23 protein-coding genes are annotated in these 26,100 nt (G+C 67.4%); all 23 read right to left on the bottom strand.

Annotated features, from left to right (window positions below):
• Positions 1–25: 25 nt before the first annotated feature.
• Complete coding sequence (locus tag C2R25_RS05820) at positions 26–835, bottom strand: pyrroline-5-carboxylate reductase (protein ID WP_103728265.1); 810 nt, start codon at positions 833–835, stop codon at positions 26–28.
• Positions 836–921: 86 nt separating this feature from the next.
• Positions 922–1,440, bottom strand: a complete 519-nt coding sequence (locus tag C2R25_RS05815) for a YbjN domain-containing protein (protein WP_103728264.1) — start codon at positions 1,438–1,440, stop codon at positions 922–924.
• Between the two features lie 168 nt (positions 1,441–1,608).
• Complete coding sequence (locus tag C2R25_RS05810; RefSeq protein WP_103728263.1) at positions 1,609–3,678, bottom strand: SPOR domain-containing protein; 2,070 nt, start codon at positions 3,676–3,678, stop codon at positions 1,609–1,611.
• A 229-nt stretch (positions 3,679–3,907) separates the two neighbouring features.
• Positions 3,908–5,452 carry a cell division protein FtsZ gene (gene ftsZ / locus C2R25_RS05805; RefSeq protein WP_103728262.1) on the bottom strand — a complete coding sequence of 515 codons (1,545 nt, stop codon included), beginning with the start codon at positions 5,450–5,452 and terminating at the stop codon, positions 3,908–3,910.
• 306 nt (positions 5,453–5,758) lie between these two features.
• On the bottom strand, positions 5,759–7,039 hold the full coding sequence (gene ftsA / locus C2R25_RS05800; RefSeq protein WP_103728261.1) for a cell division protein FtsA: 1,281 nt from the start codon (positions 7,037–7,039) through the stop codon (positions 5,759–5,761).
• 16 nt (positions 7,040–7,055) lie between these two features.
• Complete coding sequence (locus C2R25_RS05795) at positions 7,056–8,009, bottom strand: cell division protein FtsQ/DivIB (protein WP_103728260.1); 954 nt, start codon at positions 8,007–8,009, stop codon at positions 7,056–7,058.
• The gene (locus C2R25_RS05790) at positions 8,006–8,959 is read right to left on the bottom strand and encodes a D-alanine--D-alanine ligase (protein ID WP_103728259.1); all 954 of its coding nucleotides are present in this window, start codon (positions 8,957–8,959) and stop codon (positions 8,006–8,008) included. The genes C2R25_RS05795 and C2R25_RS05790 overlap by 4 nt, the downstream gene beginning before the upstream one ends.
• Complete coding sequence (locus C2R25_RS05785; RefSeq protein ID WP_103728258.1) at positions 8,956–9,462, bottom strand: DUF4262 domain-containing protein; 507 nt, start codon at positions 9,460–9,462, stop codon at positions 8,956–8,958. Before C2R25_RS05785 ends, C2R25_RS05790 begins: the two co-directional genes overlap by 4 nt.
• Positions 9,459–10,358 carry a UDP-N-acetylmuramate dehydrogenase gene (gene murB, locus C2R25_RS05780; RefSeq protein ID WP_103728257.1) on the bottom strand — a complete coding sequence of 300 codons (900 nt, stop codon included), beginning with the start codon at positions 10,356–10,358 and terminating at the stop codon, positions 9,459–9,461. Before murB ends, C2R25_RS05785 begins: the two co-directional genes overlap by 4 nt.
• Entirely contained in the window at positions 10,355–11,776 is a 1,422-nt protein-coding gene (gene murC, locus C2R25_RS05775) for a UDP-N-acetylmuramate--L-alanine ligase (RefSeq protein WP_103728256.1), read from the bottom strand. The genes murB and murC overlap by 4 nt, the downstream gene beginning before the upstream one ends.
• Positions 11,773–13,032, bottom strand: coding sequence for an undecaprenyldiphospho-muramoylpentapeptide beta-N-acetylglucosaminyltransferase (gene murG / locus C2R25_RS05770; RefSeq protein ID WP_103728255.1), 1,260 nt, complete (start codon positions 13,030–13,032; stop codon positions 11,773–11,775). The genes murC and murG overlap by 4 nt, the downstream gene beginning before the upstream one ends.
• Positions 13,029–14,222: an FtsW/RodA/SpoVE family cell cycle protein gene (locus tag C2R25_RS05765; RefSeq protein WP_103728254.1), complete on the bottom strand. Its 1,194-nt coding sequence runs from the start codon at positions 14,220–14,222 to the stop codon at positions 13,029–13,031. Before C2R25_RS05765 ends, murG begins: the two co-directional genes overlap by 4 nt.
• Positions 14,222–15,565, bottom strand: a complete 1,344-nt coding sequence (murD, locus tag C2R25_RS05760; RefSeq protein WP_103728253.1) for a UDP-N-acetylmuramoyl-L-alanine--D-glutamate ligase — start codon at positions 15,563–15,565, stop codon at positions 14,222–14,224. The genes C2R25_RS05765 and murD overlap by 1 nt, the downstream gene beginning before the upstream one ends.
• Positions 15,566–15,577: 12 nt before the next feature.
• Positions 15,578–16,648 (bottom strand): phospho-N-acetylmuramoyl-pentapeptide-transferase, encoded by a 1,071-nt coding sequence (mraY, locus tag C2R25_RS05755; RefSeq protein ID WP_103728252.1) that lies wholly within the window; start codon positions 16,646–16,648, stop codon positions 15,578–15,580.
• A 17-nt stretch (positions 16,649–16,665) separates the two neighbouring features.
• Positions 16,666–18,129 carry a UDP-N-acetylmuramoyl-tripeptide--D-alanyl-D-alanine ligase gene (gene murF / locus C2R25_RS05750; RefSeq protein ID WP_103728251.1) on the bottom strand — a complete coding sequence of 488 codons (1,464 nt, stop codon included), beginning with the start codon at positions 18,127–18,129 and terminating at the stop codon, positions 16,666–16,668.
• Positions 18,130–18,132: 3 nt separating this feature from the next.
• Positions 18,133–19,605: a UDP-N-acetylmuramoyl-L-alanyl-D-glutamate--2,6-diaminopimelate ligase gene (locus C2R25_RS05745; RefSeq protein WP_103728250.1), complete on the bottom strand. Its 1,473-nt coding sequence runs from the start codon at positions 19,603–19,605 to the stop codon at positions 18,133–18,135.
• Entirely contained in the window at positions 19,605–21,377 is a 1,773-nt protein-coding gene (locus C2R25_RS05740; protein ID WP_103728249.1) for a penicillin-binding protein 2, read from the bottom strand. Before C2R25_RS05740 ends, C2R25_RS05745 begins: the two co-directional genes overlap by 1 nt.
• Positions 21,374–21,928 (bottom strand): hypothetical protein, encoded by a 555-nt coding sequence (locus C2R25_RS05735; protein ID WP_103728248.1) that lies wholly within the window; start codon positions 21,926–21,928, stop codon positions 21,374–21,376. Before C2R25_RS05735 ends, C2R25_RS05740 begins: the two co-directional genes overlap by 4 nt.
• On the bottom strand, positions 21,925–22,926 hold the full coding sequence (rsmH, locus tag C2R25_RS05730; RefSeq protein WP_103728247.1) for a 16S rRNA (cytosine(1402)-N(4))-methyltransferase RsmH: 1,002 nt from the start codon (positions 22,924–22,926) through the stop codon (positions 21,925–21,927). Before rsmH ends, C2R25_RS05735 begins: the two co-directional genes overlap by 4 nt.
• The gene (locus C2R25_RS05725) at positions 22,923–23,429 is read right to left on the bottom strand and encodes a division/cell wall cluster transcriptional repressor MraZ (protein WP_103728246.1); all 507 of its coding nucleotides are present in this window, start codon (positions 23,427–23,429) and stop codon (positions 22,923–22,925) included. Before C2R25_RS05725 ends, rsmH begins: the two co-directional genes overlap by 4 nt.
• Positions 23,430–23,768: 339 nt before the next feature.
• The gene (locus tag C2R25_RS05720) at positions 23,769–24,587 is read right to left on the bottom strand and encodes a DUF4350 domain-containing protein (protein WP_103728245.1); all 819 of its coding nucleotides are present in this window, start codon (positions 24,585–24,587) and stop codon (positions 23,769–23,771) included.
• Positions 24,559–24,918, bottom strand: coding sequence for a hypothetical protein (locus tag C2R25_RS05715; RefSeq protein WP_103728244.1), 360 nt, complete (start codon positions 24,916–24,918; stop codon positions 24,559–24,561). The genes C2R25_RS05720 and C2R25_RS05715 overlap by 29 nt, the downstream gene beginning before the upstream one ends.
• Positions 24,919–24,964: 46 nt before the next feature.
• Positions 24,965–25,990, bottom strand: a complete 1,026-nt coding sequence (locus C2R25_RS05710; protein WP_103728243.1) for a cysteine synthase A — start codon at positions 25,988–25,990, stop codon at positions 24,965–24,967.
• Positions 25,991–26,100 lie beyond the last annotated feature (110 nt).

Genomic DNA, 26,100 nt, shown 5'->3' with positions numbered 1-26,100 from the left:
AGTGTATAAGACGCAGGGGCGCTGCTTACCCCTTTCGCGCCTCGGCGGCCATTTCGGCGTTCCGGTCGCGCGAAGCGGCCATGGCCGCAGCCACCAACTCCGCCAGCGCCCCGTCGGCGTCGAGCACGTTCATCCCCGCCCGCGTCGAGCCACCCGGACTTGCCACGCGGTCCGCCAGTTGGCCGGGCGTCGCGTCGGATGCGGCGGCGAGAAGCGAGGCCCCCTCCACCATCGCCAGCGCCAGCCGGCGCGACTGCTCCTCGTCCAGGCCGAGGCGGATCGCGCCTGCCGCCAGCGAATCGATGAACCGGTAGACGAAAGCAGGCCCACAACCGGCAAGCGCCGTCACCGCGTCGAACTCGTGCTCGCCCGCCAGCCATTCCGGTGTGCCAAGCGGCTCCATCAGCGCGGTCACGGCTGCCCGCCCGGTTTCGTCAAGGCCCCGCGCGTCGAGAGCGATGGGGGACTTGCCGATCGCGACCGCCAGGTTCGGCATGATCCGCACCAGGGCGCCTGCGTTCGGGAACCGGGCGGCAAGGCTGTTGAACTCCACACCTGCGAGGATAGAGAACAGCACCGTCTCCCGCCCGACGAGCGGAGCCAGCGCGGGCGCCACGCCATCGAGCCCCTGCGGCTTCACCCCGAGGAGCACGGCATCGAAGCGACCATCCCGGGGCAGCTCGCGCAGGAGCCGCACGCCGTCCGGCAACCCCTCACGCGCAGGGTCGACGACCGTGAACCGAGCGGCAGGAATGCCCGCGGCCAGCCATCCGGTCAGCATGGCCCCGGCCATGTTGCCGCAGCCCACAAGCAGGATGTTCTGAAACCGCTCCATGTCCGTCCCTTCCGGATAGCCGAGGGGCGCGGCTTAGGCGAGCGATGCCGTTCTGCCAAGGCCCTCGCCCGCAGGCCGCGCGCCGCTCAGGCTTCCCCGGCCGCGTCCACGAGCGCCGCGGCAAGCGCCTCGGCCGGCGTCTTGTCGCCCCAGAGGATGAACTGGAACACGGGGTAGAAGCGATCGCACTCCTCGACCGCCGCTTCGACGACCATCTGCGCCTGACCGGGGCCGAGCAGACCGTCCGGCCCCAGCATCAGCCCGTGGCGGTACAGCACCACGCCGCCGTTCGACCAGACGTCGAAGTGGCCGAGCCACAGCTGTTCGTTGATCAGCGCCAGCGCCTCGAACACGGCCGGACGCTTGGCCTCGGCGATGCGGATGTCGGGAAGACACAGGAGCTGAAGCACGCGGTCTTCCGAGCGCCAGATGGCCTGCAGCTGGTACGTGGCCCAGGCCCCCTTGATCTCGGCGGAGATTTCATCCTCGCCGGAGAATTCGAAAGGCCAGTCCCGCGCCTCGAACAGCGAGGCAAGCATCTCCACGGGTGCGGCCTCGTCGTCCCGGTCGATATCGTCCTCAACGGTCCTCATAGTATACGACATCAGCCCTCCGCGAATACGCGTGCATGGATGCTGCCTGGCGACGGGTAAGCACAATCCGTGTTCCGCGTTCCCCTGCGCATAACTGCACAAGCCTGTTTACAGCGTGTGGATAAACGTCGCCTCACGGGACTTGTCCGCCACCTGAAATGACCTGCGCGGCCGCCGGCACTACTTCGCCGCTAGCGGTTCCACCGCCTCGCCGTCCTCGCTGACCCATGGGAGAACGTTCGTGAAGCCCTGCTTGCGCGCGTCGGCGATGAACGCGTTTGCCGCCGTGCGGGACGCGAAAGGCCCCACCACCACGCGGTTCGTGTGCCCCATATCGCTGACGTAAGGTTCACGTGATTTGAAGAGAAAGCCGTACTCCCGCACGTTGCGACGCCAGTCAAAAGCGATGGCGGCCTTGTCCCGGCCGACGCCGATCTGCACCCAGGTCCGGCTGGGATGAGCGGGCTTCTTCTTCGCCGCGTCCGCCTTTGCCTTGCCCTTGGCCGGGGCTTCGCTCGCCTTCGCGGTCCGGCTCCGGGGCTCGGCCTTGGCTTCCGGCTCTGCGGCCTTCGTCCTGGCCTCGATCGGCTTCATGTCTTCAGGCGTGGGCAGCTGAACGCGCGGCGGCGGGGGCGGCGCAGCCGGCGTGATCAGCCGCATGTCGACCGCTCCTGAGACAGGCAGGGCTTCCACGGTAGGCCGACCGAGATCGGCGAAGATGTCCGAAAGCGACAGCTGACCGGGGCCGGGCGGAGGACCGCTCGGCGCGGAAGCGGCCGCGATAGGCGAAGCGGTACGCGCGGGGGCGGGGGCGGGGGCAGGCGCGGGCGCCGCCGCAGCCAGAGCCGGCGCTGACGACGTGGTCCCCGTCCCGGAAGGCGCCGAGGCGCCCTGCACCACCTGCGGAAGCGTCACGCGCGGCGTGGCTCCAGGCGTGGGCGAAGGGGCCTGCGTGACCGGAGGAAGGCTAAGACGCGGCGGCGCTGCGGGTGTCGGCTGCCCCGCACCCGAAAGGGGGACCGCGCTGGACGATGGTGCCGCCGCACCCCAAAGGCCGGGCGCGGCAGTCGGCGTCGGCGCGAGGGTGGCTGTGGAGGCCGTTGTCGCCTGCACCGGCGCGAGGGCTGCGACCATCGTGGCAGCCGTGCTCGGCGCAGGGGTGCTGCGCGCCAGCGGCGGCAATTCGCCCGTCGCGCGTTCGATCGCCGGTTTGGGTTCAGGAGGAGCCACGCGCTCCGGATCGGCAGCGGCAACCTGCGCCGCGCGGGTGGCGTTCGCGCCGGTCCTCTGCCGCCCCCCTGTCGCCGCGGAACGCGCGCTGCGCGTCCGGCGCGTCGTCGCTGCGGTGCGGGCCGCCGCCGTCGTCGTCGCCAGCGGCCGACCGAGCGGCGCGCCTTTGGGAACGAGGGCGCCCCCTGCCCCGACCGTTGCGGGCGGGGTGTAGGCGGCTATGCGCGGATCGTCGCGTCCGATTTCGGAAGCCTTGGGAAAGCGCCCGAGGTTTGCCGCCGCAGCCTGCTGTGCGGGCGTGAGCCGGGGCATGTACCGCAGGTAGGGCGCGATATTCGCGGCGAGCGGCGAGGGCAGGATCTTGCCCGCCACGTCCACGGCCTCACTCGTCTCCCCGGCGATGGCAAGCGTGAAAGCCCGCGTGCGCCAGCCCGGCTTGTCCTGCTTGTTAAGCAGCGGCAGCAGCGTCTTGTAAGCTGCATCCGCGTTGCCGGCGATCGCCTGGCTGACCGCGAGTCGGCTGCGGACCTCGTCCGCCTGGGCGGAGGGCACGGCGGACAGGGCCTGCGTGTAGTACTTCTGTGCGGAAGCGTTGTCCCCCAGCAAGTCGTAGGCGAGGCCACGATCGGCCGCCATCAGTGCAGGCGTGCCTCCCGCCCGCTCGGCGGCATCGAAATGCGGGAGCGCGGAAAGGGGATCGCCCTTCAGCACGAAGGCGCTGCCGAGGCCGGCCTTCACACGGGCGTTGGACGCGCTCACCTCTTCTGCGCGGCGGTAGAAGCCGATGGCCGCATCGTAGTCCTGAAGCGCCCTTGCGGCATCGCCGGCATCGATCAGAGCCGCGAGGTCGCGCGAATCACGCCCGAGCCGCGCCAGCGCGGCGGTGAGCTTCCGGTTGTCCTCACCCGGGATAGCCTGAACGACGGGATGCGACGCCCCTTGCGCCGATGCGGTGGGAGCCGAGGCAAGCGCCGCTACCGAGGCGACGCCGCCGAGCAAGCCCGCAAGCAACTGTTTCACCGGTAAGTCCTCATCTCATTCCAACCGAAGGGCAAGGCACGGCCACGGCGGGTTGCCTGCATCTCGTGAACTGCTGAATGACCGCCGGCCGGTCGGAAGCCGCGCGGCGCGCACTTCTGTCAAGGCGCGGGGCGCTTATGCACCGTGACAGATGAACCGGAAACGAACGTGTCGCCTTCCGAAGGACCGAAGGGGAAGCCAGTCCACCCGGCCTCCCCTTTCTGTAGTCTTACTGGTTGTTCTGGCGGCCCAGGAAACGCGGGATGCTGATGGAGCCTCCCTCGCCCTCGTCCTCGCCGCCCGACGGAGCGTCCGCGCCCGGACGGGGCCGCGAAAGGCTGGTCATCCGTTCAAAAAGGGTGCTGCCACCGCCTGCGGGCTTCGGACGAGCCGCCGCCGGCACGGGTGCGGGCGCAGCCTGTCCGCCGTCGAGCAGAAGTTCATCCTGCGCCTTCGGTGCAGGTGCAGGTGCCGGTGCAGCCGTCGGAGCGGGCGCCGCTTCCTGGTTGAGGTGCAGCGCATCCTTCTGGAAACCGCGCAGCCCTGCAAAACCGGTCGGAGCCGGGGTTGCCTGAGCCTCTTCCTCGGCGCCGAGCTCGAGCTCGGCCGAAGGTTCGTACGCCGCCGGACGGGGGGCGGGTTGCGGCGCGGGCGCCGCCACGGGCTGCGGCGGAACGACCGGGGCCGGCGCCGGGGCCGGAGCGGGCGCCTGGTAGGACGGCACGACAGGAGCCTGGACCGCCGGGCGCACCGGACCGCGCGAGGCGCCCAGGTTCAACGGACGCGAGGCGATTTCCGCCATTTCGGTCGTCTGTTCGATGCCGGTGGCGACGACCGAGACGCGGATCTTGCCTTGGAGGTCAGGGTTGAACGCCGAACCCCAGATGATGTTCGCGTCCGGATCGACCAGTTCGCGGATGTGGTTGGCGGCCTCGTCGACTTCGAGCAGCTTCATGTCGTCGCCGCCGATGATCGAAATAATGACGCCCTTGGCGCCCTGCATCGACACCCCGTCAAGCAGCGGGTTGGCGATCGCGCGCTCCGCCGCTTCGAGCGCGCGGTTCGGGCCTTCGCCCTCGCCCGTACCCATCATGGCCTTGCCCATCTCGCCCATGACGGAACGGACGTCTGCGAAGTCAAGGTTGATGAGGCCCGGCATGATCATCAGGTCGGTGATCGACCGCACACCCTGCTGCAGCACCTCGTCCGCAAGCTCGAACGCTTCCTTGAAGGTTGTCTCCGCCTTCGCCACCAGGAACAGGTTCTGGTTCGGAATGACGATCAGGGTGTCGACGTGCTTCTGCAGCTCATCAATGCCGGAGTCGGCTGCGCGCATGCGGCGCGTGCCTTCGAACATGAACGGCTTGGACACGACGCCGACCGTCAGGACGCCCTTCTCACGGGCGGCTTGCGCGATGATCGGCGCGGCGCCCGTGCCGGTGCCACCGCCCATGCCGGCGGCGATAAAGACCATGTGGACACCGTCCAGCAGGCGCTCGAGATCCTCGCGCGTTTCCTCTGCCGCCGCGCGACCCACTTCCGGGCGGGCGCCGGCACCCAGCCCCTGTGTGATCTCAGGCCCCAGCTGAATGCGCGTTTCCGCGATCGAGTTGTTCAGTGCCTGGGCGTCGGTATTCGCGACCACGAAGTCGACACCTTCGACCTGGGCGCGGATCATGTTGGCGATCGCGTTGCCGCCGGCTCCGCCTACACCGATCACGAGGATACGCGGACGAAGCTCGTCGATCGCCGGCGGTCCGATGTTAATGCTCATTTCGCTCTCCTGCAGACACGTCGCGCGAAGAAAATCTCTTGACCACTCTGATTGCACGCTTCGATTCGTCTAGGCAAAGGATCATAGACCTTTGTCCACAGCCAAAGCCGGGAATTCCGCCACTTTGCGCGCGTTGGTCCCCCGGGTTGCACGGCTGGTCCGCAGCGCTCCCGAACACGGTTCGTTCCGGTGGGCGCGCGGCATGTGAATGAAAGAAAAAGAAAGAACGGCGCCGCCGGTGCGGCTGCCCGCGCGGCGCTGCGCCGGCGGCCGTTACGGCGAAGGACGCAGGACCGTTCATCGCGCTCAGAAATACTCCCGCAACGCCTGATAGACGCGGCCCACCATGCCAAACTTGCCCAGCCGGATCGTGCGGGTGTGGTTGCGCCCCATCGCGCGGATGTCGACCGGATCCGCGGCGGCGTAGAGGACGAGCCCGGCAAGGGTCGAGAAGCCCGGCTTGACGTGCGCCTCGGCGAGCCCGGAAAGGTGCGGCACCCGGCCGATGCGCACGGGCTTGCCGATAGCCGCCTGGGCGTAGTCGGCAAGGCCCACAAGCTCCGCGCCGCCGCCGGTGAATACCACCTGCTTGGCGCGCTGGCCGGTGAAGCGCATCGTCTTGAGCGCCTTGTTCACCTCCTCCATCAGTGTGCCCAGCTGACCGGTGATGACGCCGATCAGCTCGGCACGGGGGATGCGGTTCTTGTCGTCCGCATGCCGGGCGATGGGGCCAGTGCCCTCCTCGCCCGGAGCGTTGACGGGGATCATCTCGCGGTGGTCGTGCGGGCTGGCGATGGCGGAGCCGTTGACGCACTTCAGCCGCTCGGCCTGAAAGCGGCGAATGCCGAACGCCGAGGCGATGGCGTCGGTGATGTCGGCCGATCCCATCGGGATCGACATCATGTCCTTGAGCATGCCCTGCTCGTAGATCGCGACGTTGGTCACCTCTCCGCCGAATTCGACGAGCGCGACACCAAGGTCGCGCTCCTCCGGCGAAAGGCAGGCCTGGCCTGCGGCGATCGGAGAGCCGACCACCGCCTCGACCTCCAGGTGGGCCGACTGCACCGCTTCGGTGAGGTTGCGGATAGGCGCGCCGTCCGCCAGCATGATGTGGATGTCGACGCCAAGTCGCTCGGCATGAAGGCCCTTCGGGTTGCCCACGCCATGCGCGCCGTCGAGCCGGTATTGCGCGGGTTGGGCGTGCAGCACCATGCGCCCGTCAGGCTGGATCACGTCCTTGGCCGAGATCAGGAGCTGGTCGATGTCCTCCTGCTCGATCCGGCGGCCGCCGATCTCCGCGTCGAACTGGTCGATGCGGCTGGCAAGCCCGGCGCCGGAGCAGCCGATCCACACCTTCTGCACGGCGGTGTCGGCCATCTTCTCAGCCCGATCAATTGCGTCGCGCACGGCGTAAGTCGCTGCCGCCATGTCCGTGACGTAGCCGCGCTTGATGCCCTGGCTGGCGCGGTGGCCGGAGCCCAGCACCACCATGTCCCCCACCTCGTTGATCCCGGCGACGATCGCGGAGATCCGAAACGAGCCAATATTCACCGCCCCGAACACGCGGGTAATGCGTTGGTTGGCCATCAGCGCGTGCCCCTCATCACTGTTCTTCCCCACCACTGCTTGCGCTCGCCCCCGTGCGCGGGACGGCGCCGGCCTTGAGCGCCAGTTCCTGCCCGTCCTGCTCCGGCACGCGCAGGTAGATGCGGTCCTTGGCCCGCATGTCGAACGCCGTCACCTTGCCGCCGATGAGGCGGTTGGTGCCGTCAAGCCGCGCAAACGTGACGAGTGCGCTGGCTGAAGCGCTCTCGCCCTCCGGCAGGGCCAGGACCTGCCCGGACTGGAACGTCAGGTTCCACCGGCGATTGCCGATCCATTCCGCCTCGGCCACCCGGGGCTTCATGGCGGGCGCGGCCTCCAGCATCTTGCCCAGTGCGATGACCTGCTGTCCCGCGCCGGGACCGGAAACGATCAGTTTGCCACCCGCATTCCTGCGGCTGACGGCTTCCAGCTCATGCCCGGTCTCGTCGATCAGCACGAAGCGATCCGCCTTGCGCAGGACGGCGTGGGGTTCACGCTCCACGATGTCGATGACGAGTGTGTCAGGCAGCTGGCGCGACACGCGTGCATCCTTGACCCAGGACAGGCCGAGCAGGTCCTGCCGCAGCCCTTCGATATCCACCAGCGGCATCGCCCGGTCGCGTTCGGCCAGCGCCTTCTCGTAGACCTTGAGCTCGTTGATGTTCTTGACGCCGCGCACTTCGACGCGTTTCACCTCGAAGCCGGTCTGGCCGGCGACGAGGGCCATCTGGTGCCCGGCAAGGGTCGGCAGGCCGGCGAAACTCGCCACGACGCAGACCAGTGCCGCCGCCCCGCCGAGGATCGCGACAAGGAAGATCCTGTGCAGCTGGCTTTCCGAAAACGGCAGCCAGGCCATGATCATGTCCATCGCCGAGCCCGTCCGTGCCTTCGCGGCGCGCACTTTGCGCTGCGCCCCTTGCGCGGCGGCGGCCTTGCGTGCGGTGGTGGCCTTGCGCCGGATGGTCTGGCTCATGAGGTCTCGGCCTTTGCCTGGGCATCCGCGAGCGCTTCTGCGATGATCGCCTCGACGAGTTCCGGATACTCCATGCCGCAGGCGCGTGCCTGTTCGGGAACGAGGCTCAGGGGTGTCATGCCGGGCTGGGTGTTCACTTCCAGCAGGAACAGCCCTTCGATACCCTGCGTGTCATCCCAGCGAAAGTCCGAGCGGCTGGTGCCCTTGCAACCCAGCAACTGGTGCGCACGAAGGGCGATGTCCTTGCAGGCCTGGGTGATCGCGTCCGGGATCTCGGCCGGGCAGACGTGCTCCGTCATCCCGTCCGTATACTTGGAATCGAAATCGTAGAAGCCGGACTTGGGCTTGAGCTCGGTGACCAGCAAGGCCCGGTCGCCAATCACCGCCGTCGTCAGTTCGCGCCCGCGGATGTAAGGCTCGGCCAGCAGTTCATCGAACTCCTGCCACGGCCCCTTTGCGCCGCGCGCGATGGGATTGCCGTAGTTGCCTTCGGCCGTGACGATGGCGACGCCGACGGACGAGCCCTCGTTCACGGGCTTGAGCACATAGGGGCGCGGCAGGGGATCGCGCTCGTGAATGTCCGCGCTTTTGACCACACGCCCGCCAGGCATCGGCACGCCATGCGGCACGAGCGCCTGCTTGGTCAGTTCCTTGTCGATCGCGATCACCGAAGTCGCCAGACCGGAATGGGTGTAAGTGAGACCCATCAGGTCCATCATGCCTTGCACCGTACCGTCTTCACCGGGCGCGCCGTGCAGCGCGTTGAACACGACGTCCGGCTTCGCCTCGGCAAGGCGCAGCGCGACTTCGCGATCCATGTCGATGCGCGTGACCCTGTGACCCTTGGACTCCAGAGCCTTGGCCACGCCTTCGCCGCTCATCAGCGACACGGGGCGTTCGCTCGACCAACCGCCCATCAGGACCGCGACGTGAAGGGGCTTGAGGCTCATGAATTCAGACTCGTTCGGTAAAGCGGGGTTTGCAGGTCACGGACCGCTTGGGAGCAGCCCTTGTCCCAGGGGAAGAGGCCGTCGTCGACGCCGGGCCAGACGATCTGCATCGCCCGCGTCATCAGGTCGCCCTCATGCTCGGCGAACCACATCGCCGAATTGAAATAGTGCGGGATCAGGCAGTCCGGCTCGACTTCGCGAACCATGCAGCGATGCCCCTTGAGCAGGCCGTCGATGACCTTCCAGTCCTCCAGCACCAGGCCTTCGCGGCACATGTCGAGGACGCCGTTGATGACGGCCGCCGAAAGTTCGGTCGAGAAGCCGAACACGATCACTTCGGGCTGGTCGACCGTCAGCGGAAAGCCGACGGAATAGGCAAAGCGCTCCTCGCCCTCGTCCTCATCCAGTTCGTCGGGCGGGGTGACGACGGTGATGTGACAGCCGAACTCCTCGACGTTGTCGATGATCTGCTGCTCAAGGCGGGAGAGGCGGTCGTCCCTCATGGGCGGCGGCCTACCCGCTGGATTTCCCATTCGAGTTCGACACCGGAATGGTCCTTGACCCGGCGCCGCACTTCTTCGCCGAGGCCTTCGATATCGTCGCTCGTGGCATCACCGGTGTTGAGGAGGAAGTTGGTGTGCTTCTCGCTCACCTGCGCGCCGCCCAGCGTCAGGCCACGGCAGCCCGCCTCGTCCACCAGCTTCCACGCGGCATGGCCCTCGGGATTCTTGAAAGTCGACCCGCCCGTCTTCGACCGCAGCGGCTGGCTTGCCTCGCGGGCGGCGGAGATGCGATCCATCTCGGCCTGGATGGCGGCGGGCTCTCCGGGGCGCCCTTTGAAGCGTGCAGCCACGACGACCGCGCCTTCGGGCAGTTCCGAATGGCGGTAGGTGTAGCCGAGATCCGCGTTGCCCAGCGTCACAAGTTCGCCCGAACGCAGCACCACGTCGCAGTCCACCAGGATGTCCTTGACCTCACCCCCGTAAGCGCCGCCGTTCATCCGCACGAAGCCGCCGACGGTGCCCGGGATCGAGCGCAGGAACTCTAGCCCCGCGATGCCTTCGTCCCGCGCCGTGGAGGAGACGAGGATGCCTGAGGCGCCGCCGCCGCAGTCCAGCGTCTCGCCGTCCAGACGGGCCACCTTCGCGAAGGCCTTGCCCAGCCGGATTACCACGCCGGGCACACCGCCCTCGCGCACGATCATGTTGGAGCCAAGGCCAAGCGCCATGACCGGCACCGCCGGGTCCAGGGCGCGCAGGAAGTCCTGCAGGTCAGCGAGATCCTTCGGTTCGAACAGCCACTCCGCATGGCCGCCCGCCTTGAACCAGACGAGCGGGGCCAGCGGCGCGTCGGCCGTCAGCTTGCCCCGGACAGCCGCCTGATCGAACGTAAGGCTCACCCGACCCTCCGGGCGCGGATCGCGTCGGCAAGACCCGCCGCCCACTTCGTGATGTCACCGGCACCGAGGCAGACGACCATGTCGCCCCGCTGGATCGAGGTCGCCAGAACCTCCGCCAGCTCTTCGGGACCCGCAACGACCTGGGCCGAACGATGACCGCGCGCCTTCATCCCGGCCACCATGGCCGCGCTGTCGATGCCCTCGATCGGCTGCTCGCCAGCGGTATAGACGGGCGCGGCATAGACCACGTCGGCGTCGTTGAAGGCCGCCTGGAAGTCTTCCATGTGATCGCGCAGGCGCGTGAAGCGGTGCGGCTGCACCACCGCGATGACCCGGCCCTTCACGCCTTCGCGCGCCGCGGCGAGTACCGCGCGGATCTCGACCGGATGATGCCCGTAGTCGTCGATCACGCTGGCGGTGCCGCCGTCCACCTCCACCTCGCCGACCTTGGTGAACCGGCGCTTCACACCGCCGAACTTGGAGAAGCCGGTGCGGATGCACGCGTCCGAGCAGCCCATCTCCACCGCGACGCCGACGGCCGCCAGCGCGTTCTGCACGTTATGGCGGCCGGGCATCGGCAGTTCGATGCCTTCGATGCGGCGGAATGAGCCGTCACGCTGGCGCAGCGCCACATCGAAGCGGTTGCCGCCCGGGATCGGCGTCACGTTCTCGCCCCGGATGTCGGCCTGCGCCGAGAAGCCGTAGGTGACGACGCGGCGGTCGCGCACCTTGGGGATGATCGCCTGAACTTCCGGGTGGTCGATGCACAGGAGCGCCGCGCCGTAGAACGGCACGTTCTCGATGAACTCGACGAAGCTCTCCTTCACGCGATCGAACGAACCGTAGTGATCGAGATGCTCGGGGTCGATGTTAGTGACGACAGCGATGGTGCCGTCGAGACGAAGGAATGAACCGTCGCTCTCGTCCGCCTCGACCACCATCCAGTCGGACGCGCCCAGGCGGGCGTTCGAGCCGTAGGAGTTGATGATCCCGCCGTTGATGACCGTCGGATCGACGCCGCCGGCGTCCAGCAGCGCGGCCACCATCGAAGTCGTCGTGGTCTTGCCGTGCGTGCCGGCCACCGCGACGGTGTTCTTCAGGCGCATCAGTTCGGCGAGCATCTCGGCCCGGCGGACCACCGGGATGCGGTGCTCCAGGGCATAGACCACTTCGGGATTCTCACGCTTCACCGCCGTGGAGGTGACGACGACCGCCGCGCCTTCCACGTTCTCGGCCGCGTGGCCGATCATCACCTTGATGCCCCGCTGGCGCAGGCCTTCGATGACATAGCCTTCCGCGATGTCGCTGCCCTGCACCGAATAGCCGAGGTTATGCATGACTTCGGCGATGCCGGACATGCCGATGCCGCCGATGCCGACGAAGTGGATCGTCCCGATTTCGGTGCCGACACCCTTCACTTCGCGGTCCCCACGGCAAGCGCTTCGCCGCTCTTGGGAGCGGGCTTCTTTTCCATTCTGATTACATCCATGATCGGAGCCGCGCCGAAGCTCTCCACGAGATCGGCCAGATCTTTCGCGGCATTGGGATAGCCGCAGTTCCACGAGGCGTGCGCCGCATTGGCCAGCGTCTCGGGGCGCTGCGCGATGGCCTGGATCTGCAGGCACAGGTCCTTGGCCATCTTCTGGTGAATTTCGCCCTGCTCCTTCAGCAGGGCGTTGCGCTTGTCGCCCTTGTAGGCGTGCGGATCCTCCGTGGTGATCGCCGGCTGACGGATCACGCGCGCGCCCCCGCCCGCCACCATCTCGCGCGCGTTCGCGCTCTGGTGGTCGTCCGTGGCGTAGGGAAGCGGGATGAGGATCGCCGGACGGCCGACCGCAGTCAGCTCCGCGATCGTGGACGCGCCGGAGCGGCCGATGAACAGGTGCGCACTGGCAAGTCGCTCGGCCATGTTCTCGAAGTAAGTCGCCAGCTCGGCCGGGATGCCGTGCGCCGCATAGCGCTCGCGCACGCGCTCGATGTCCTCGGCGCGGGCCTGCTGGATCACCTGCAGGCGTGAGCGCAGGGCGGGCGGAAGCATAGCCAGGCCATCGGGCACCACTTCCGAGAGCACCCGCGCGCCCTGGCTGCCGCCCGTGACGAGGATGCGGAACAGGCTGTCCTCGGTGAACTCGGGAAAAGGCTGGTCGCGCAGCTTCAGCACGTCGTCCCGCACCGGATTGCCGACGAGGGTCACCTTGCCCGCCAGCGCGGGATCGAGACGCTCCGTCCGCTCGGCGGAGGTGGCGATCGCATCGACCTTGGCGGCGAAGAAGCGGTTCACCCGGCCCAGCACCGAGTTCTGCTCGTGCAGGATCGTCGGCAGCTTGGCGGATCGCGCCGCCAGGAGCGTCGGCAAAGCGGGGTAGCCGCCGAAGCCGATCACCGCCGAGGGCTGGAAGCTTTCGAACAGGCGCAGCGCCATGCGCCGCCCGTCGTACACGCCTTTGGCACCTTTGAGCCAGTTCAACGGGTTCTTGCCCGCGATGCGGCCCGGCGGCAGGACGTGCGTGGTGAGGTAGGAAGGCTTGCCCGGAATGGCGGCGCCGCGCTGGTCCGTCACCAGCGCGACATGATGGCCCCGCGCGTGGAGTTCGGCGGCAAGGGCGAAGGCCGGGATGAGGTGTCCGCCCGTTCCGCCCGCGGCCAGAACGTAATGGCGGGAAACCTGGCTCATGGAAGGTCTCCGATGGCGCGCAGCGTGAACTTCTCGCGCTGGATGAACGGATTGCGCCGGGTCACAGCCAGCAGCAGGCCCATGCTGAGGCACATCGCCACCGTCGACGATCCGCCGTAGCTGATCAGCGGCAGGGTCATGCCCTTGGACGGAAAGAGCTGCAGGTTGACCAGGATGTTGATGAACGCCTGCGCGCCGAACTGCGCGGCGAACCCGGACGCGGCGAGGACGGTGAACAGGTCTTCCTCTTCCACGAGGCGCAGGATCACTCTCACGAGGATCGCGATGTAGACCATGACGATCACCATGCACGACAGCAGACCGAACTCTTCACCGATGACTGAGAAGATGTAGTCGGTGTGCGCTTCGGGGAGCGCCATCTTGCGGGTGCCCATCCAGAAGCCGAGCCCCGTCCAGCCGCCGTTCAGCAGGGTGCGCTGAGCAAGGTCGACCTGATCGAAGGCGGAGCCGCCGAACAGGAAGTTGTCGATGCGGTTCCGGCCGTTGTCGTACGTGAAGTACATCAGGACGATGCCCAGCACGCCTCCGCCGACGAACATTGCGATGCGCTTCACGTCGATGCCAGACAGCAGGATAAGAACCATGAAGGCGCAGCCGAACAGCATGGTCGATCCGAAATCCGGCTGTAACATGAGCAAGAGGCCAAGGACGCCCATCAGGCCGAAGCAGATGCCGACCACCGGGATCTGCGGATCGCGGGTCCGCCAGGACACGATCCACGCCAGCAGTATCGGAAATCCGCACTTCAGGAATTCGGAAGGCTGCAGCGAGAAACCGAAACGCAGCCAGCGGCGCGCACCGTTCACTTCCGAGCCGACGACGGGCACCAGCACCAGGGCGAACAGCATCGCTCCCGCCAGGAGGATGCCGAAGCGCCGCGCGTTCTCCTTGGTGAGGCTGGCAGCCCAGAACAGCGCCACCAGGCCAAGAAGCTGCCAGCGCATATGCAGGTAGAAAAAGTGCAGCGAACGCAACGTCTCCGCCGACGTGGAGAGGCGCTTGGCGCTTGCGGGGGAGCCGGCCGCCACGGCAACCGCGCCGATCGCCATCAGGATCAGCACGAGGACCAGCGTGGTCCGGTCTATCTCCTGCCACCATATGGCAAGCTGGCTGCGGCGATTGCGACTGTAGCGCTGCGTGCTGCCCGGATTGGGTGCGAGTGTCGCCATCAGGGCCGTCCCTCCGGTTCGAGCAGCGCCTCGACGATCTGGCGAAAAGCCTGGCCCCGCGCCTCGTAGTCACGGAACTGGTCGAAGCTGGCACAGGCGGGGGACAGCATCACGATGTCGCCCGGCCGGGCTTCCGTCATGGCCTGACGAATGGCCTCGGCCATCATTTCGGAACGGTGCACCCGGGTGTGCGGCGCGAGGATTTCGGCAAACAGCGGTCCCGCGTCGCCGATGGTGTAAGCCGCCGCGATGTTCCCGAAGAACGGCGCGCATTCGTCCAGGTTGTCGCCCTTGGGAAGGCCGCCGACGATCCAGTGAATGCGGGGTTCCGGATCGGGCGGGAAAGCCGCGATGGCAGGCGCGGTCGATGCGGGATTCGTGGCCTTGCTGTCGTTGATGTAAGTGACGCCATTCGCCACCGCGACACGCTCCATCCGGTGCGGCAGGCCGCTGAAGGTGCGCATCCCCTTGCGCCACTGCGCCTTTTTGACGCCCAGCGCCTCCACGATGGCGACCGCGATGGCGGCGTTCTGCAGGTTGTGCGGTCCCTGGAGCGAAGGCCATTCCTTCTGCAGGCCCGCCAGATCCGTTCCGTCGACAAGGCGCACGAGCCCAGGCGCACGGCGCGCCGCCTCGATATGCGCAATGGCGCGCGTTTCCTTGTCGCTTGTGCCGAAGACGGCGGATCGCTCACGCGTCTGCATCTCGAAGAGGCGCGCCTTGGACGCCGCGTAGGCTTCGAAGCTCGCGTAGCGGTCCAGGTGATCCGGCGTGATGTTGAGCAGCGCCGCCACGTCGCAATCGAGGCTCTCGGTGATGTCGATCTGATAGCTCGACAGTTCGAGCACGTAGACCCCGCCGGCAGGCAGCGGATCCGTGCCGAGCACCGGCACCCCGATGTTGCCGCTGGCGCGCGCGATCACGCCCGCTGTCTCGAGCAGATGACAGACGAGCGAGGTCGTGGTCGATTTGCCGTTGGTACCGGTAATGCCGACCACGCGGTGCGCCGGCAGGCTCTCCCGCGCCAGCGCGAACAGTTCGATGTCCCCGATAAGAGGAACCCCGGCGCGGGCGGCGGCTTCGGAAATGGGGTGGCGGTTGAGCGGGATGCCCGGCGATACGACGATGCCGTCATAGCCGGTCAGGTCGGCGGTGGCGGGATCCGCCAGTTCCACCTTGCCACACTGCGTCCACTCGCAAAGCTGCTGGCGCGCTTCGTCCCTGCTGTCCCAGGCCATGACATGGGCCCCGCTCTCGACCAGCGCGGAGGCCGCAGCCAGGCCCGACCGCGCGAGGCCCAGAACCGCGTACCGCTTGCCGGCGAATACAGGGGAGACGATCACGCGCCCGCCCCCTTATCGCAGCTTCAGAGTGGCAAGGCCGAGCACCGCGAGGACGATGGAGATGATCCAGAAACGGATCACAACCGTCGATTCGCGCCAGCCTTTCTGCTCGAAGTGGTGGTGGATCGGCGCCATCCGGAAGACGCGACGCCCGGTGCGCTTGAACCAGAACACCTGAATGATGACGGAGGCCGCTTCCAGGACGAACAGGCCGCCAACGATGGCGAGCACGATCTCGTGGTGCGCGGCAACCGCGATGCAGCCGAGCGCGCCGCCGAGCGCGAGGCTCCCGGTGTCACCCATGAACACGGCGGCGGGCGGCGCGTTGAACCACAGGAAGGCGAGCCCTGCACCCATGATTCCCGCGCAGAAGATCGCCAGTTCGCCCGCGCGCGGCACGTGGGGGATGCCGAGGTAGTTCGCGTAGTCGACGCGGCCGGCGAGATAACAGATGATCGCGAACGTACCGGCTGCGATGATGACCGGCATCGTGGCCAGGCCGTCGAGGCCGTCCGTCAGGTTGACGGCGTTACCCGCCCCGACGATCACCACGGCTGCGAAGACGTAATAAAGCCACCCCAGCGGGATATAGCGCCCGGAGAGGAACGGCACGTAAAGGTTGGTGCTGATCTGGCTGACGATGATGTAGGCGGCAATGCCCGCGACCACGAATTCCAGCAGCAGCCGCACCTTGCTCGACAGACCGGCGTGGTGGCGCTTGGTCACCTTGTCGTAGTCGTCCATGAAGCCGATCAGGCCGAAGCCCACTGTCACCGCGATGCAGGCCCAGACGAACGGGTTCGTCACGTCCATGAACAGCACCATCGACCCGATCAGCGCGGTCAGGATCATGAGGCCGCCCATGGTCGGCGTCCCGCGCTTCGCCAGGTGGCTTTGCGGACCGTCCTCGCGGATCGGCTGCCCCTTGCCCTGGCGCACACGCAGCATGTTGATGAACTTGGGGCCGATGATCAGCCCGATGACAAGCGCCGTCATGAAGGCCGCGCCCGAGCGGAACGTCTGGTAGCGGAAGAGGTTGGACAGTCCCTCGTACTGGAACCATTCTGCGATGAGATACAGCATCTTGCGGGCTTTCGCCCCTACCCTTCCTGCTTGCCGAACGCGCTTACGAGCGCTGCGAGACCCACTGAATTCGAACCCTTGACGAGAATCGCATCGTCCCGCTGGAGCCCGAAAGCCCGCAAGGTTTCGACAGCTTCCCGCACGCTCGGGCAATGAGCGAAGGCAACCCTTTTGCCAAGCGCCGCCGCGTCCGATTTCCCCAACTCCACGGCGAGCGCGGCCATTTCGTCGCCCACCAGAAGCGCATAGTCGACACCGGCGTCACGCAGCGGACCGGCAAGGGCGGTATGGTAGTCCGGACCATGGCTGCCCAGCTCCTTCATCGCGCCCAGAACCGCAATACGGCGGTTCGCCGGGGTCCGCCCCAGCTGCGCCAGCGTCGCCCGCATCGAAGCCGGGTTCGCGTTGTAGCTCTCATCGATCAGGAGCGCGGTTTCGCCGTCCCCTCCCACCGGGATCTGCATCCTCGCGCCGCGTCCGGCGAGCCCGCCCATTTCGGCAAGCGCCACCCCGGCCGCGCCGAGATCGCCCTTGACGGCCCGGACGGCCGCCATGACCGCGAGCGAATTGATCACCTGATGTTCGCCGGGCGCCGCTACCGTATAGCACACGCGCCGGTCGCCCATATCGGCCGTGACGAGGGAGCCTCCATCGGCGGAGGGCACTGCGTCCAGAAGCCGCACGTCGGCGTCGGCGGCCTTGCCGAAGGACACCACCCTGGCACCGCAGGCGGTCGCGGCATCCCGAAGCCGAAGGAAATGCTCGCTGTCGGCGGGAATGATGGCCGTGCCGCCCTCCTCCAGCCCCTCGAAGATCTCGGCCTTCGCGTCGGCGATCGCCTCCTCTGAGCCGAGCATCTCGATATGGGCGGGCGCGATCGTGGTGATCAGCGCCACGTCCGGGCGGACCTGCCGGGTGAGCGCGGCGATCTCACCAGCATGGTTCATGCCCATCTCGAACACGCCGAAACGTGCCCGGGCCGGCATGCGGGCAAGGCTCAGCGGCACGCCCACGTGGTTGTTGTAGCTTTTGACCGAGCGATGCGCGTCGCCACGGCTCGCCCGGTCCAGCGCGGCGAACAGCATCTCCTTCACGCCCGTCTTGCCGACCGAGCCGGTGACGCCGATGATCGGGCCACGGGCGCGCAGGCGGGCGGCGGCGCCGAGCCGCTCCAGCGCCTGCAGGGTGTCTTCGACAAGGATGTGCGGGCCGTTGACGGGACGATCGACGACAGCGCCAGCCGCGCCTTTCGCGAAGGCGGCTTCGACAAAGCGGTGGCCGTCCATCGCCTCGCCCTTGAGCGCGAAGAACAGGTCGCCGGGCTGGACGTCCCGGCTGTCGATCTCCACCCCGGACACGGTGAAGTCGGAACTCGCCACCCCGCCGACCACGCGCGCGATGGTGACGGCGTCCCAGAGGACCAGCGGGCTCTCCTCAAGCGGCGTTGCGGGCCAGTCGAGGATCCGGGTGACAGCGTTCATATCCTACCTCCCCAGTGAGCCAGCCATTTCCCTGGCCACCGTGACGTCGTCGAATGGCAGGACGCGCACGTTGTCGCCGCTGCCGATGATCTGCCCCTGTTCGTGCCCCTTGCCCGCGATGAGGACGATGTCCCCAGCCCCGGCTTCTGCGACCGCGAGCCCGATGGCCTTGCGCCGGTCGCCCACTTCACGCGCGGCTGGCCCCATGCCCGCCAACACCATTGCCCGTATCGCGGCCGGATCCTCGCCGCGCGGGTTGTCGTCGGTGACGATAGCGAGGTCTGCCCCCTCGTCCGCCACCCGGCCCATTTCCGGCCGCTTGCCCTGGTCGCGATCGCCGCCGGCGCCGAATACCACGATCAGCCGGCCGCTGACGTGCGGGCGCAGGGCCGCCATCGCGGCTTCCAGCGCGTCCGGCGTATGCGCGTAATCCACATAGACGGGAGCGCCGGCCGGCGTGATCGCCGCCCGCTCGATGCGGCCCCGCACGGTCACGAGCCGCTTCATCGCATCGAACGTGGCATCCACGTCCCCGCCCGTCGCCAGCACCAGCCCCGCCGCGACGAGCGCGTTGGCGGCCTGATATGCGCCGATCAGCGGCAGGTCGATGATCCGCGCGCGGCCCGCGTGCTCGATCTCCAGCTTCTGGCCCAGCCCGCTGGGCGTGCGGCCGACGAGGCGAATGTCCGCGCCCTTTTCGCCAACGGTGAAAAGCCTGAGCCCGCGCAGGCGGGCATGTTCCATCGCTTTGTCCGACCACGCGTCGTCAGCCCAGACGACAGCCGTCCCACCCTCGGCGACGACCTCATCGAAGAGGCGCATCTTCGCGGCGAAATATTCATCCATCGTCGCGTGATAATCGAGATGATCGCGGCTGAGGTTGGTGAAGGCGCCCGCCGCCACCCGCGGCCCCTCGATGCGGAACTGCGAAAGACCGTGGCTCGACGCCTCGTAGGCGACATGCGTCACCCCTTCCCGGGCGAGACCGGCAAGGTTCGCCAGGAACGTCGCGATATCCGGCGTCGTCAGCCCGGTGGAGACGGTTTCGTCGCTGGTGGTGACGCCAAGGGTGCCGATCGAGGCCGCGCGATGACCCGCCATGCGCCAGAGCTGCCGGGTAAGCTCGACGGTCGAGGTCTTGCCGTTGGTTCCGGTGACGGCGACCAGAGTTTCGGGCACGGGCGCGAAAAACGGCGCGGCAAGGCGCGCGAAGAGGCGGCGCGGTTCGGGGTCGGCGAAATGAAGCGCGCCTTCCACCACGGCGTCAGGATGTGCGACGATCGCGACTGCGCCGGCCTGGATCGCGGCGGGAATGAAATCCTCGCCGTTGAAGCGGGCGCCGCGAAAGGCGCCGAAGATGGTGCCCGGCGCAACCTTGCGGTTGTCGATCGCAAAGCCGGTGACGGTGACGTCGTCCACCGGGTCCTTCGTTGCCGGAGAGACCCCGGCGGCGCTGCACAGGACGGAGAGTTTCATTATTCGGCGTCTCCCCCGGGGACCAGCGGCCTGAGGTCGCTGGTGTCGATGTCGCGCGTTTCATCGGGCATGATGCCGAGCAGCGGTCCGATGCGGGGCACCACCCGCTGGATCACGGGAGCGGCGTTCCACGCGGCCGTGCGCTGGTAGGACGTGGCCGCCGTACCCTGCGGCTCATCCATCATCGAGATCACCACGTAGCGCGGCTTGTCCATCGGGAAGGCGGCCGCGAAGGTCGAGATCAGCGAGTGGCGCCGATAACCGCCCGCGCCCGGCTTCTCGGCCGAACCCGTCTTGCCCCCGACCCGGAAGCCCGGAGCGTCCGCCTTGCGGCCGGTGCCGTACTGCACGATCATCCGCAGCAGCTGGCGCATCCGCGCGCTGGTGGAGGCCTTGAACACCCGGCGGCCTTCGGGAACATCCGAGGGCGCCAACTTCTTGAGGGTCGCCGGACGCCAGATCCCGCCGTTGACGAGCGCGGCGTAGGCAGAGGCGAGGTGGAGCGGCGTGACGGCGATGCCGTGGCCATAGGCGACGGTCATGGTCCGCAGGCGCGGCCATTCACCCCGCGCCCAGATCGGGAAACCGCGTGCGGGCAGCTCCACGTACGGCCGCTCGTTCATGCCCAGCGACTCCATCGTCTTCTTGAGCCTGACGCCGCCGAGTTCGTCGGCGATATGAGCGGTGACGATGTTGGAGGAGTGGATCAGCGTTTCAGGCACGTTGAGCGTGGCGCCGTAGCGGTGCGTGTCGTTGATGGTGAAGCGCCCGACCCGCAGCGGGCTGGCCGGGAATCGGCGGCCAAGATCGGTGATCGTGCCCGCGTCCAGCGCCGCTGCGACCGTGAGCGGCTTGAAGGTGGAGCCGAGTTCGTAGACCTGGTTGGTCACGCGGTTGAAGCCGTGCGGGACTTCGCCCTGGGCGGCCTGCTCTGGTGTGACGACCATGTCGTTGGGCTTGACGTGGTTGGGATCGAACGAGGGCAGCGAGGCGAGAGCCAGGATCTCGCCCGTATCGACGTCGAGAATGACACCCGCCGCGCCCTTGGCCTGGCTGAGCTGTATGGCGCGGGCCAGTTCGTCCTCCAGCGCGCTCTGCACGCGAAAGTCGATCGACAGGACGGACGGGTTCATGCGCCCTTCGGGGCTGATCAACTGGTCGTTGAACGCCTCCTCCATGCCGACCTTGCCCTTGCCGTAGCTGTCGACATAGCCCAGCACGTGCGCCGCCATCGATCCTTGCGGATAGAAACGGGTCGCCTCCAGCGGGAACTCCAGCGCCGGTTCGCCCAGCGCGTGGACCTTGTTGGCGTCCTCGGGCAGCAGCGACTTGCGCAGGTAGCTCGGGCGGCCCGCGCGCAGACGCGCCAGGATGTCGTCATGATCAAGGTCGGGGAAGATCGCCACGAGCTTGGCGGTCACTTCCTCGGGACTGTGGATCAGCGAGGAGCCCTCAGTCATAGCCTTGGGATTGAACCAGAGCGAGTAGACGCGAAAATCGCGCGCCAGCGGCACGCCGTTGCGGTCCACGATCTCGCCCCGGTCCGGAACGAGCAGCCCCGCCAGATCGATCTGACGCGGCGTCGCGCCCGTGAAGCCAAGATAGACGATGCGCAAGAGCGCCAGGACCGTGATCAGCACGAACACGCCCAGCACCCACAGGGTGCGCATCTTGGCGACCAGCAGCGAGCGCTGGCGCACGTTCACCAACCGCCGACGCCCGACCGAGACCGTGGTGGGGATCGTGCCGAGGGGAAAGGCAGGGGCGTTCACTGTTTGGCCGCCTCGGCGACCTCGATGTGAGCGAGGCGCTTGCTGAGAGCCGCGGCATCACGCGCAAGCGCCGCACGTTCCGGATCGCGACCGTCGTCCCGCGAGGCGGCCGTGGCCTTTGAACTCTCCGCGAGGGCTGCCGCCGTCGCGCCCGCCACCGGGGAAACCATCGCCAGCAGCGATCCCTCTCCGGCAGCGCTGCCCGGAGCGTCGGCATTGGCGTAGCGGATCGGCGCGGGGGCGCCCGGTCCGGCAGGCACGCCGAGGGCGGCAAGCTGGCGTTCGCCTTCGATGTACTGCGCGGCCGTCGGGGCCTTGTAGCCGAACTCAAGCTCGTTGAGGTCGCTCAGTGCCTGCTGATTGGAGCGGGTCTGGAATTCCGTTTCCAGAAAGTCGATGTCCTGCTTCACCCAGACAATCTTCTTTTCGGTGTCGTGCACCTGGCTCTTCACCGCGTTGACGCGCAGCGTGAGGCCCACGGTCACGGCGCCGCAGATCACCAGCGCGGACACCCAGCCGATCGATCGGATGCGGTCACTGGTCAGGTTCATGCGGCATTCCTTCGACCGGGGGCGCCATCAGGCATTCGAGGGGGAGCATCGGTTCGTACCGCGCTGCGCAGGGTGGCCGAGCGCGAGCGGGGGTTGGCTTCCAGTTCCGCCTCCCCCGGCCGAATCCCCTTCGACACCTGAGTGAAGGGCGCGGGCGCGGTGGCGGTCTGCGGCAGGTGGCGCGAGGTCGCACGCGCCGCGCTGCCCGCATCGCGCAGGAAGCGCTTGACCTTGCGATCCTCAAGGCTGTGGAAGGTCACGACCGCCAGCCGTCCACCTTCGCGCAGCAGCGTCTCGGCACCGCCGAGCGCCGCTTCAAGCTCGTCCAGTTCCCCGTTCACGTGGATGCGCACGGCCTGGAAGCTGCGGATCGCGGGATCCTTTTGCGCCGCGTTTCCTTTGTAGGCCGGGTTGTAGCCCAGCGCCTTGCGCACCACGCGGGCGAGATCGCCAGTGGTGGCAAGCGGACGCGCGGCGACAATGGCCCGCGCCACGCGGCGGGACTGGCGCTCCTCTCCATACAGGTAAAGCACGTCGGCGATCTCGGCCTCGTCGGCCCCGTTCAGAAAGTCTGCAGCGGAAGGGCCGTCCTGGCTCATGCGCATGTCCAGCGGGCCATCGGCGCCGAACGCAAAGCCGCGCTCCGCCTGATCGAGCTGCATGGAGGATACGCCGATGTCCATGACGACGCCATCAACCTTGTCGATACCCCGTTCACCGAGACCCTCGACCATTTCGGAGAAGCGGCGCGGGTGCAACACGAGGCGCGGTGGATTGCTGGCAAGCTCCGGCCATTTCCCCGGATTGTTTTCCACCGCGGCGATCGCGTCGGGATCGCGGTCGAACGCGTGCACCGTCGCGCCGGCGTCCAGCAGGCGGCGGGTGTAGCCGCCGGCTCCGAGGGTGGCATCGACGATCACGTCGCCCTCGCGCGGGGCGAGGGCGGCGACCACTTCCTCGAGAAGGACCGGGATATGCGGCTGACCGGGGGCACTCACGACTTCTTCGCCTTTGCGAGTTCCGCTTCCTGGAGAGAGCGGCAGGTTGCGATCGCCGCCTCGAAGGCGGGATCGTCGGCATGTTTGTAGAGCTCGTCGGGATTCCAGATCAGGATGCCGGTGCGGCCGATCCCCTGGAAGAAGAGCTGGTCACCAACGGCGGCAAGCCCGGCCAGAGCCTCGGGCATCGTGAAGCGGCCACTGCCATCGAAGGGCACCTGCTGAAAGTTGTAGAGCTGCATGGCCCGGCTGTCGCGATTGAAAGGCTTCCCGGCGCCATCAGCGCGGGTCTGCTCGGCGTCGAGCTGCGCTTCGAAATCATCGACGCGGGAGAGGCCGAACCCGACAAGGCATTTCCATTCGGCATGCTTGGCAAGACAAAGCACGTCCTTGCCACTGGAATCGCGGACGGGGGAGCGAAGCTCCTTGGGCAGCACGAAACGGTTCTTGTCGCGCAGAAGCGAGAAGCCCGGTCCGCTGTAGATGTATGGCTGCCCCGCCATTCCCGTTTGTGATGCCCCTGTGTTGCCATCCCGGACGATAATGAGCCCCGCACCCGGCGGCGCGCGCGCCGGGGGTCCGCACCTGAATCAGGCGCGGCGAGACTCAGTCTTTCCGATTGACGGTGTTCTATAACGGGAAGATCGGGGATAAAAGGGAAATGTGGGGAAACGAGGGTATTTCTACGGTGAACTGCCCTTGGATAGACGAGGCCTTTACTCTGCGCTGACATTTCGGAAGCAAAAAACCGCGTCTATTCAGACGAATATCGGGGTCAGCAGGCGCACCTGCGCCGTCCCGCGTCATCCCCGGTATTACGAAATCTTCACCGCGGACGGGCTTCAGCGGGGCGCGGCGGTCAGCCGAGAAAGTAGCGCAGCAAGGGCATCGCGACGTGCCGTTATGATCCCCGGATTTTCAGGGCTCTCAAGCAAGGCCGCATCGGCAAAAGCGACGATCCGGCCGCGGCCGGAGAGGCACTCCGCCAGCAGCCCTTGCGCGGAAATGTCGCAGGACGCGACCGCATCCCCGGTTTTCCCGGAAGCCCCTTCCCCAGCTTTCCCCAAGGCCCGGAAGCGCCCCGCGAGATTGACCGGCACCGAACCGGCGGCGAGCTCGGCCTCGCGCTCCCCGGCGGGCTGCGCCTCGTCGAACTCGAGCCCCAGACCCCACCGCGCGAGGATCGGGGACATCATGGCGACGTCCTGCGGCCGGCGCGGGTCACCGGGGCCGAAGAGGGAATGGGCGGTGAGAAGGGGATCGACGAACAGCAGCACCCGCCCTCCCTGGCGCACCCAGGCGTCAAGGGCGACATTCTCCTGCGGCGTGAGGGGCCGGGGCTGCGCAAGAACGAGGACGGCGGAGAGCGGCAGCGGCAGCTTTCCAGTCGCATCGGCAAGCGAATCGAGCGGCACTACCTTTCCTCTGTCGCGCAACAGCCGAAGAGCCCAGTGTGGAGGATGGTCATCCGCAAGCAGACCGCGGATATCGCTGCTCTCGTTCCAGGCTATCGGCAGGCTGGAATAGAGCCCGATCGTTTGCTGGCTGGCCGTCTCCAGGTTCTCCGCGCCACCGGATCCGCAGGCGGCCAGCAAGGGTCCCAGCAGGAAGCCCGGCAGGAGGACACGACGGCTACGGCGCGACAGGCGCACCTGGCTCATCCGTCATCTCCGCGTCGGGGATGGGTGACGGCTTGGAACGGGTGGTCGTATCGGCAGACGGCACGACGCCGATGTCGGCCAGCGGATCGCTGGCAGCCTTCGTCGGCTTCGCGTCGACGGCGACGACCTGCTGGATGGGGTCGGCGCTTTCCGAAAGTCGCAGACGGTCGCGGATGACGTTGGCGAGGCCGACGATCAGCAGCATCGCACAAAGGCCGAACAGGCCCACCTGCAGCCGGTACACGGCCTGCGAGCGCAGTTCACGCGCGGACCGCGGCGTATAGTGCTGCGCCGTTTTCAGAGGTTCGAGAATACTTTGCGACTCAATCATAGTGCATGTTGGCGGAAGAACACCTGCCGTTCGTTCCCGGCTTACATCACCGCGCCAGCCAAGGGAAGACCGGCAGGCCTTTCGCTTCAAGCCACTCCGGGTTGTACAGCGAGGACAGGTATCGGAAGCCCGTATCGCACAAGATCGTCACGACGCGTGGATCCTCCCGCCCTTCGGCAACGAGCTGGCGGCCGAGCGCCACGGCGCCCGCCACATTGATGCCCGAGGAAAGGCCAAGGCACAGCCCCTCCTCGCTGAGGAGGCGGCGCACCCATTCCAGGCCCTCCTGGTCGGAGACACGGAACTGGGTGTCGATGGGCGCACCTTCGAGGTTAGCGGTGATGCGCCCCTGCCCGATCCCTTCGGCGACCGAGTTGCCCTCGGCCTTCAGTTCGCCATGGGCGTAATAGTTGTAGAGGGCGGCGCCGTGAGGGTCTGTCAGAGCCACGACGATGTTCTCGTCGAACGCCTTCAGCCCCATGCCGGTGCCCGCGATCGTCCCGCCGGTGCCCGCCGCACAGGTGAAACCGTCGATGCGACCATTCATCTGCTCCCAGAGCTCGGGAGCGGTGGATTCGATGTGCGACTTGCGGTTCGCGATGTTGTCGAACTGGTTCGCCCAGATCGCCCCTTCGGTCTCCTCGGCAAGACGGCGGGAGGTGTGAACGAAATGGCCGGGGTTCGAGAAGGGCGCGGCCGGGACCAGCACCAGTTCCGCGCCGAGCGCGCGCAAGGTGTCCATCTTCTCCCGCGACTGTGTCTCGGGCATGACGATGACGGTGCGATAACCCAGGGCATTCGCCACCAGCGCCAGGCCGATGCCGGTATTGCCCGCCGTACCTTCGACGATGGTGCCGCCGGGCTTGAGCAGGCCCTTTTCCTCGGCATCGCGCACGATCCACAGGGCGGCACGGTCCTTCACCGAGGCGCCGGGATTGGCGAACTCGCACTTGCCCCAGATCTCGCAGCCGGCGGCTTCGCTCGGCCCCTCGAGCAGCACCAGAGGGGTGTTGCCGATAAGATCGAGAGTCGAGGGCCTGGAGAGCGGGGCGCTTGGCATTGTCGCGGTCATGGCGCGACAGTTAGGAAGCCAAGGCGCTGCGCGCAAATGTTTTGATCGACAAATTTGTGCCCCCGGGATCCTTCCGGAGGTGAGCGACGCCGGCACAGGCCGGCGCCGTC

Source organism: Novosphingobium sp. HII-3, from assembly GCF_002916655.1.
In the GTDB taxonomy this organism is placed as follows: domain Bacteria; phylum Pseudomonadota; class Alphaproteobacteria; order Sphingomonadales; family Sphingomonadaceae; genus Novosphingobium; species Novosphingobium panipatense.
This window is presented reverse-complemented; position numbering and strand designations above follow the sequence as displayed.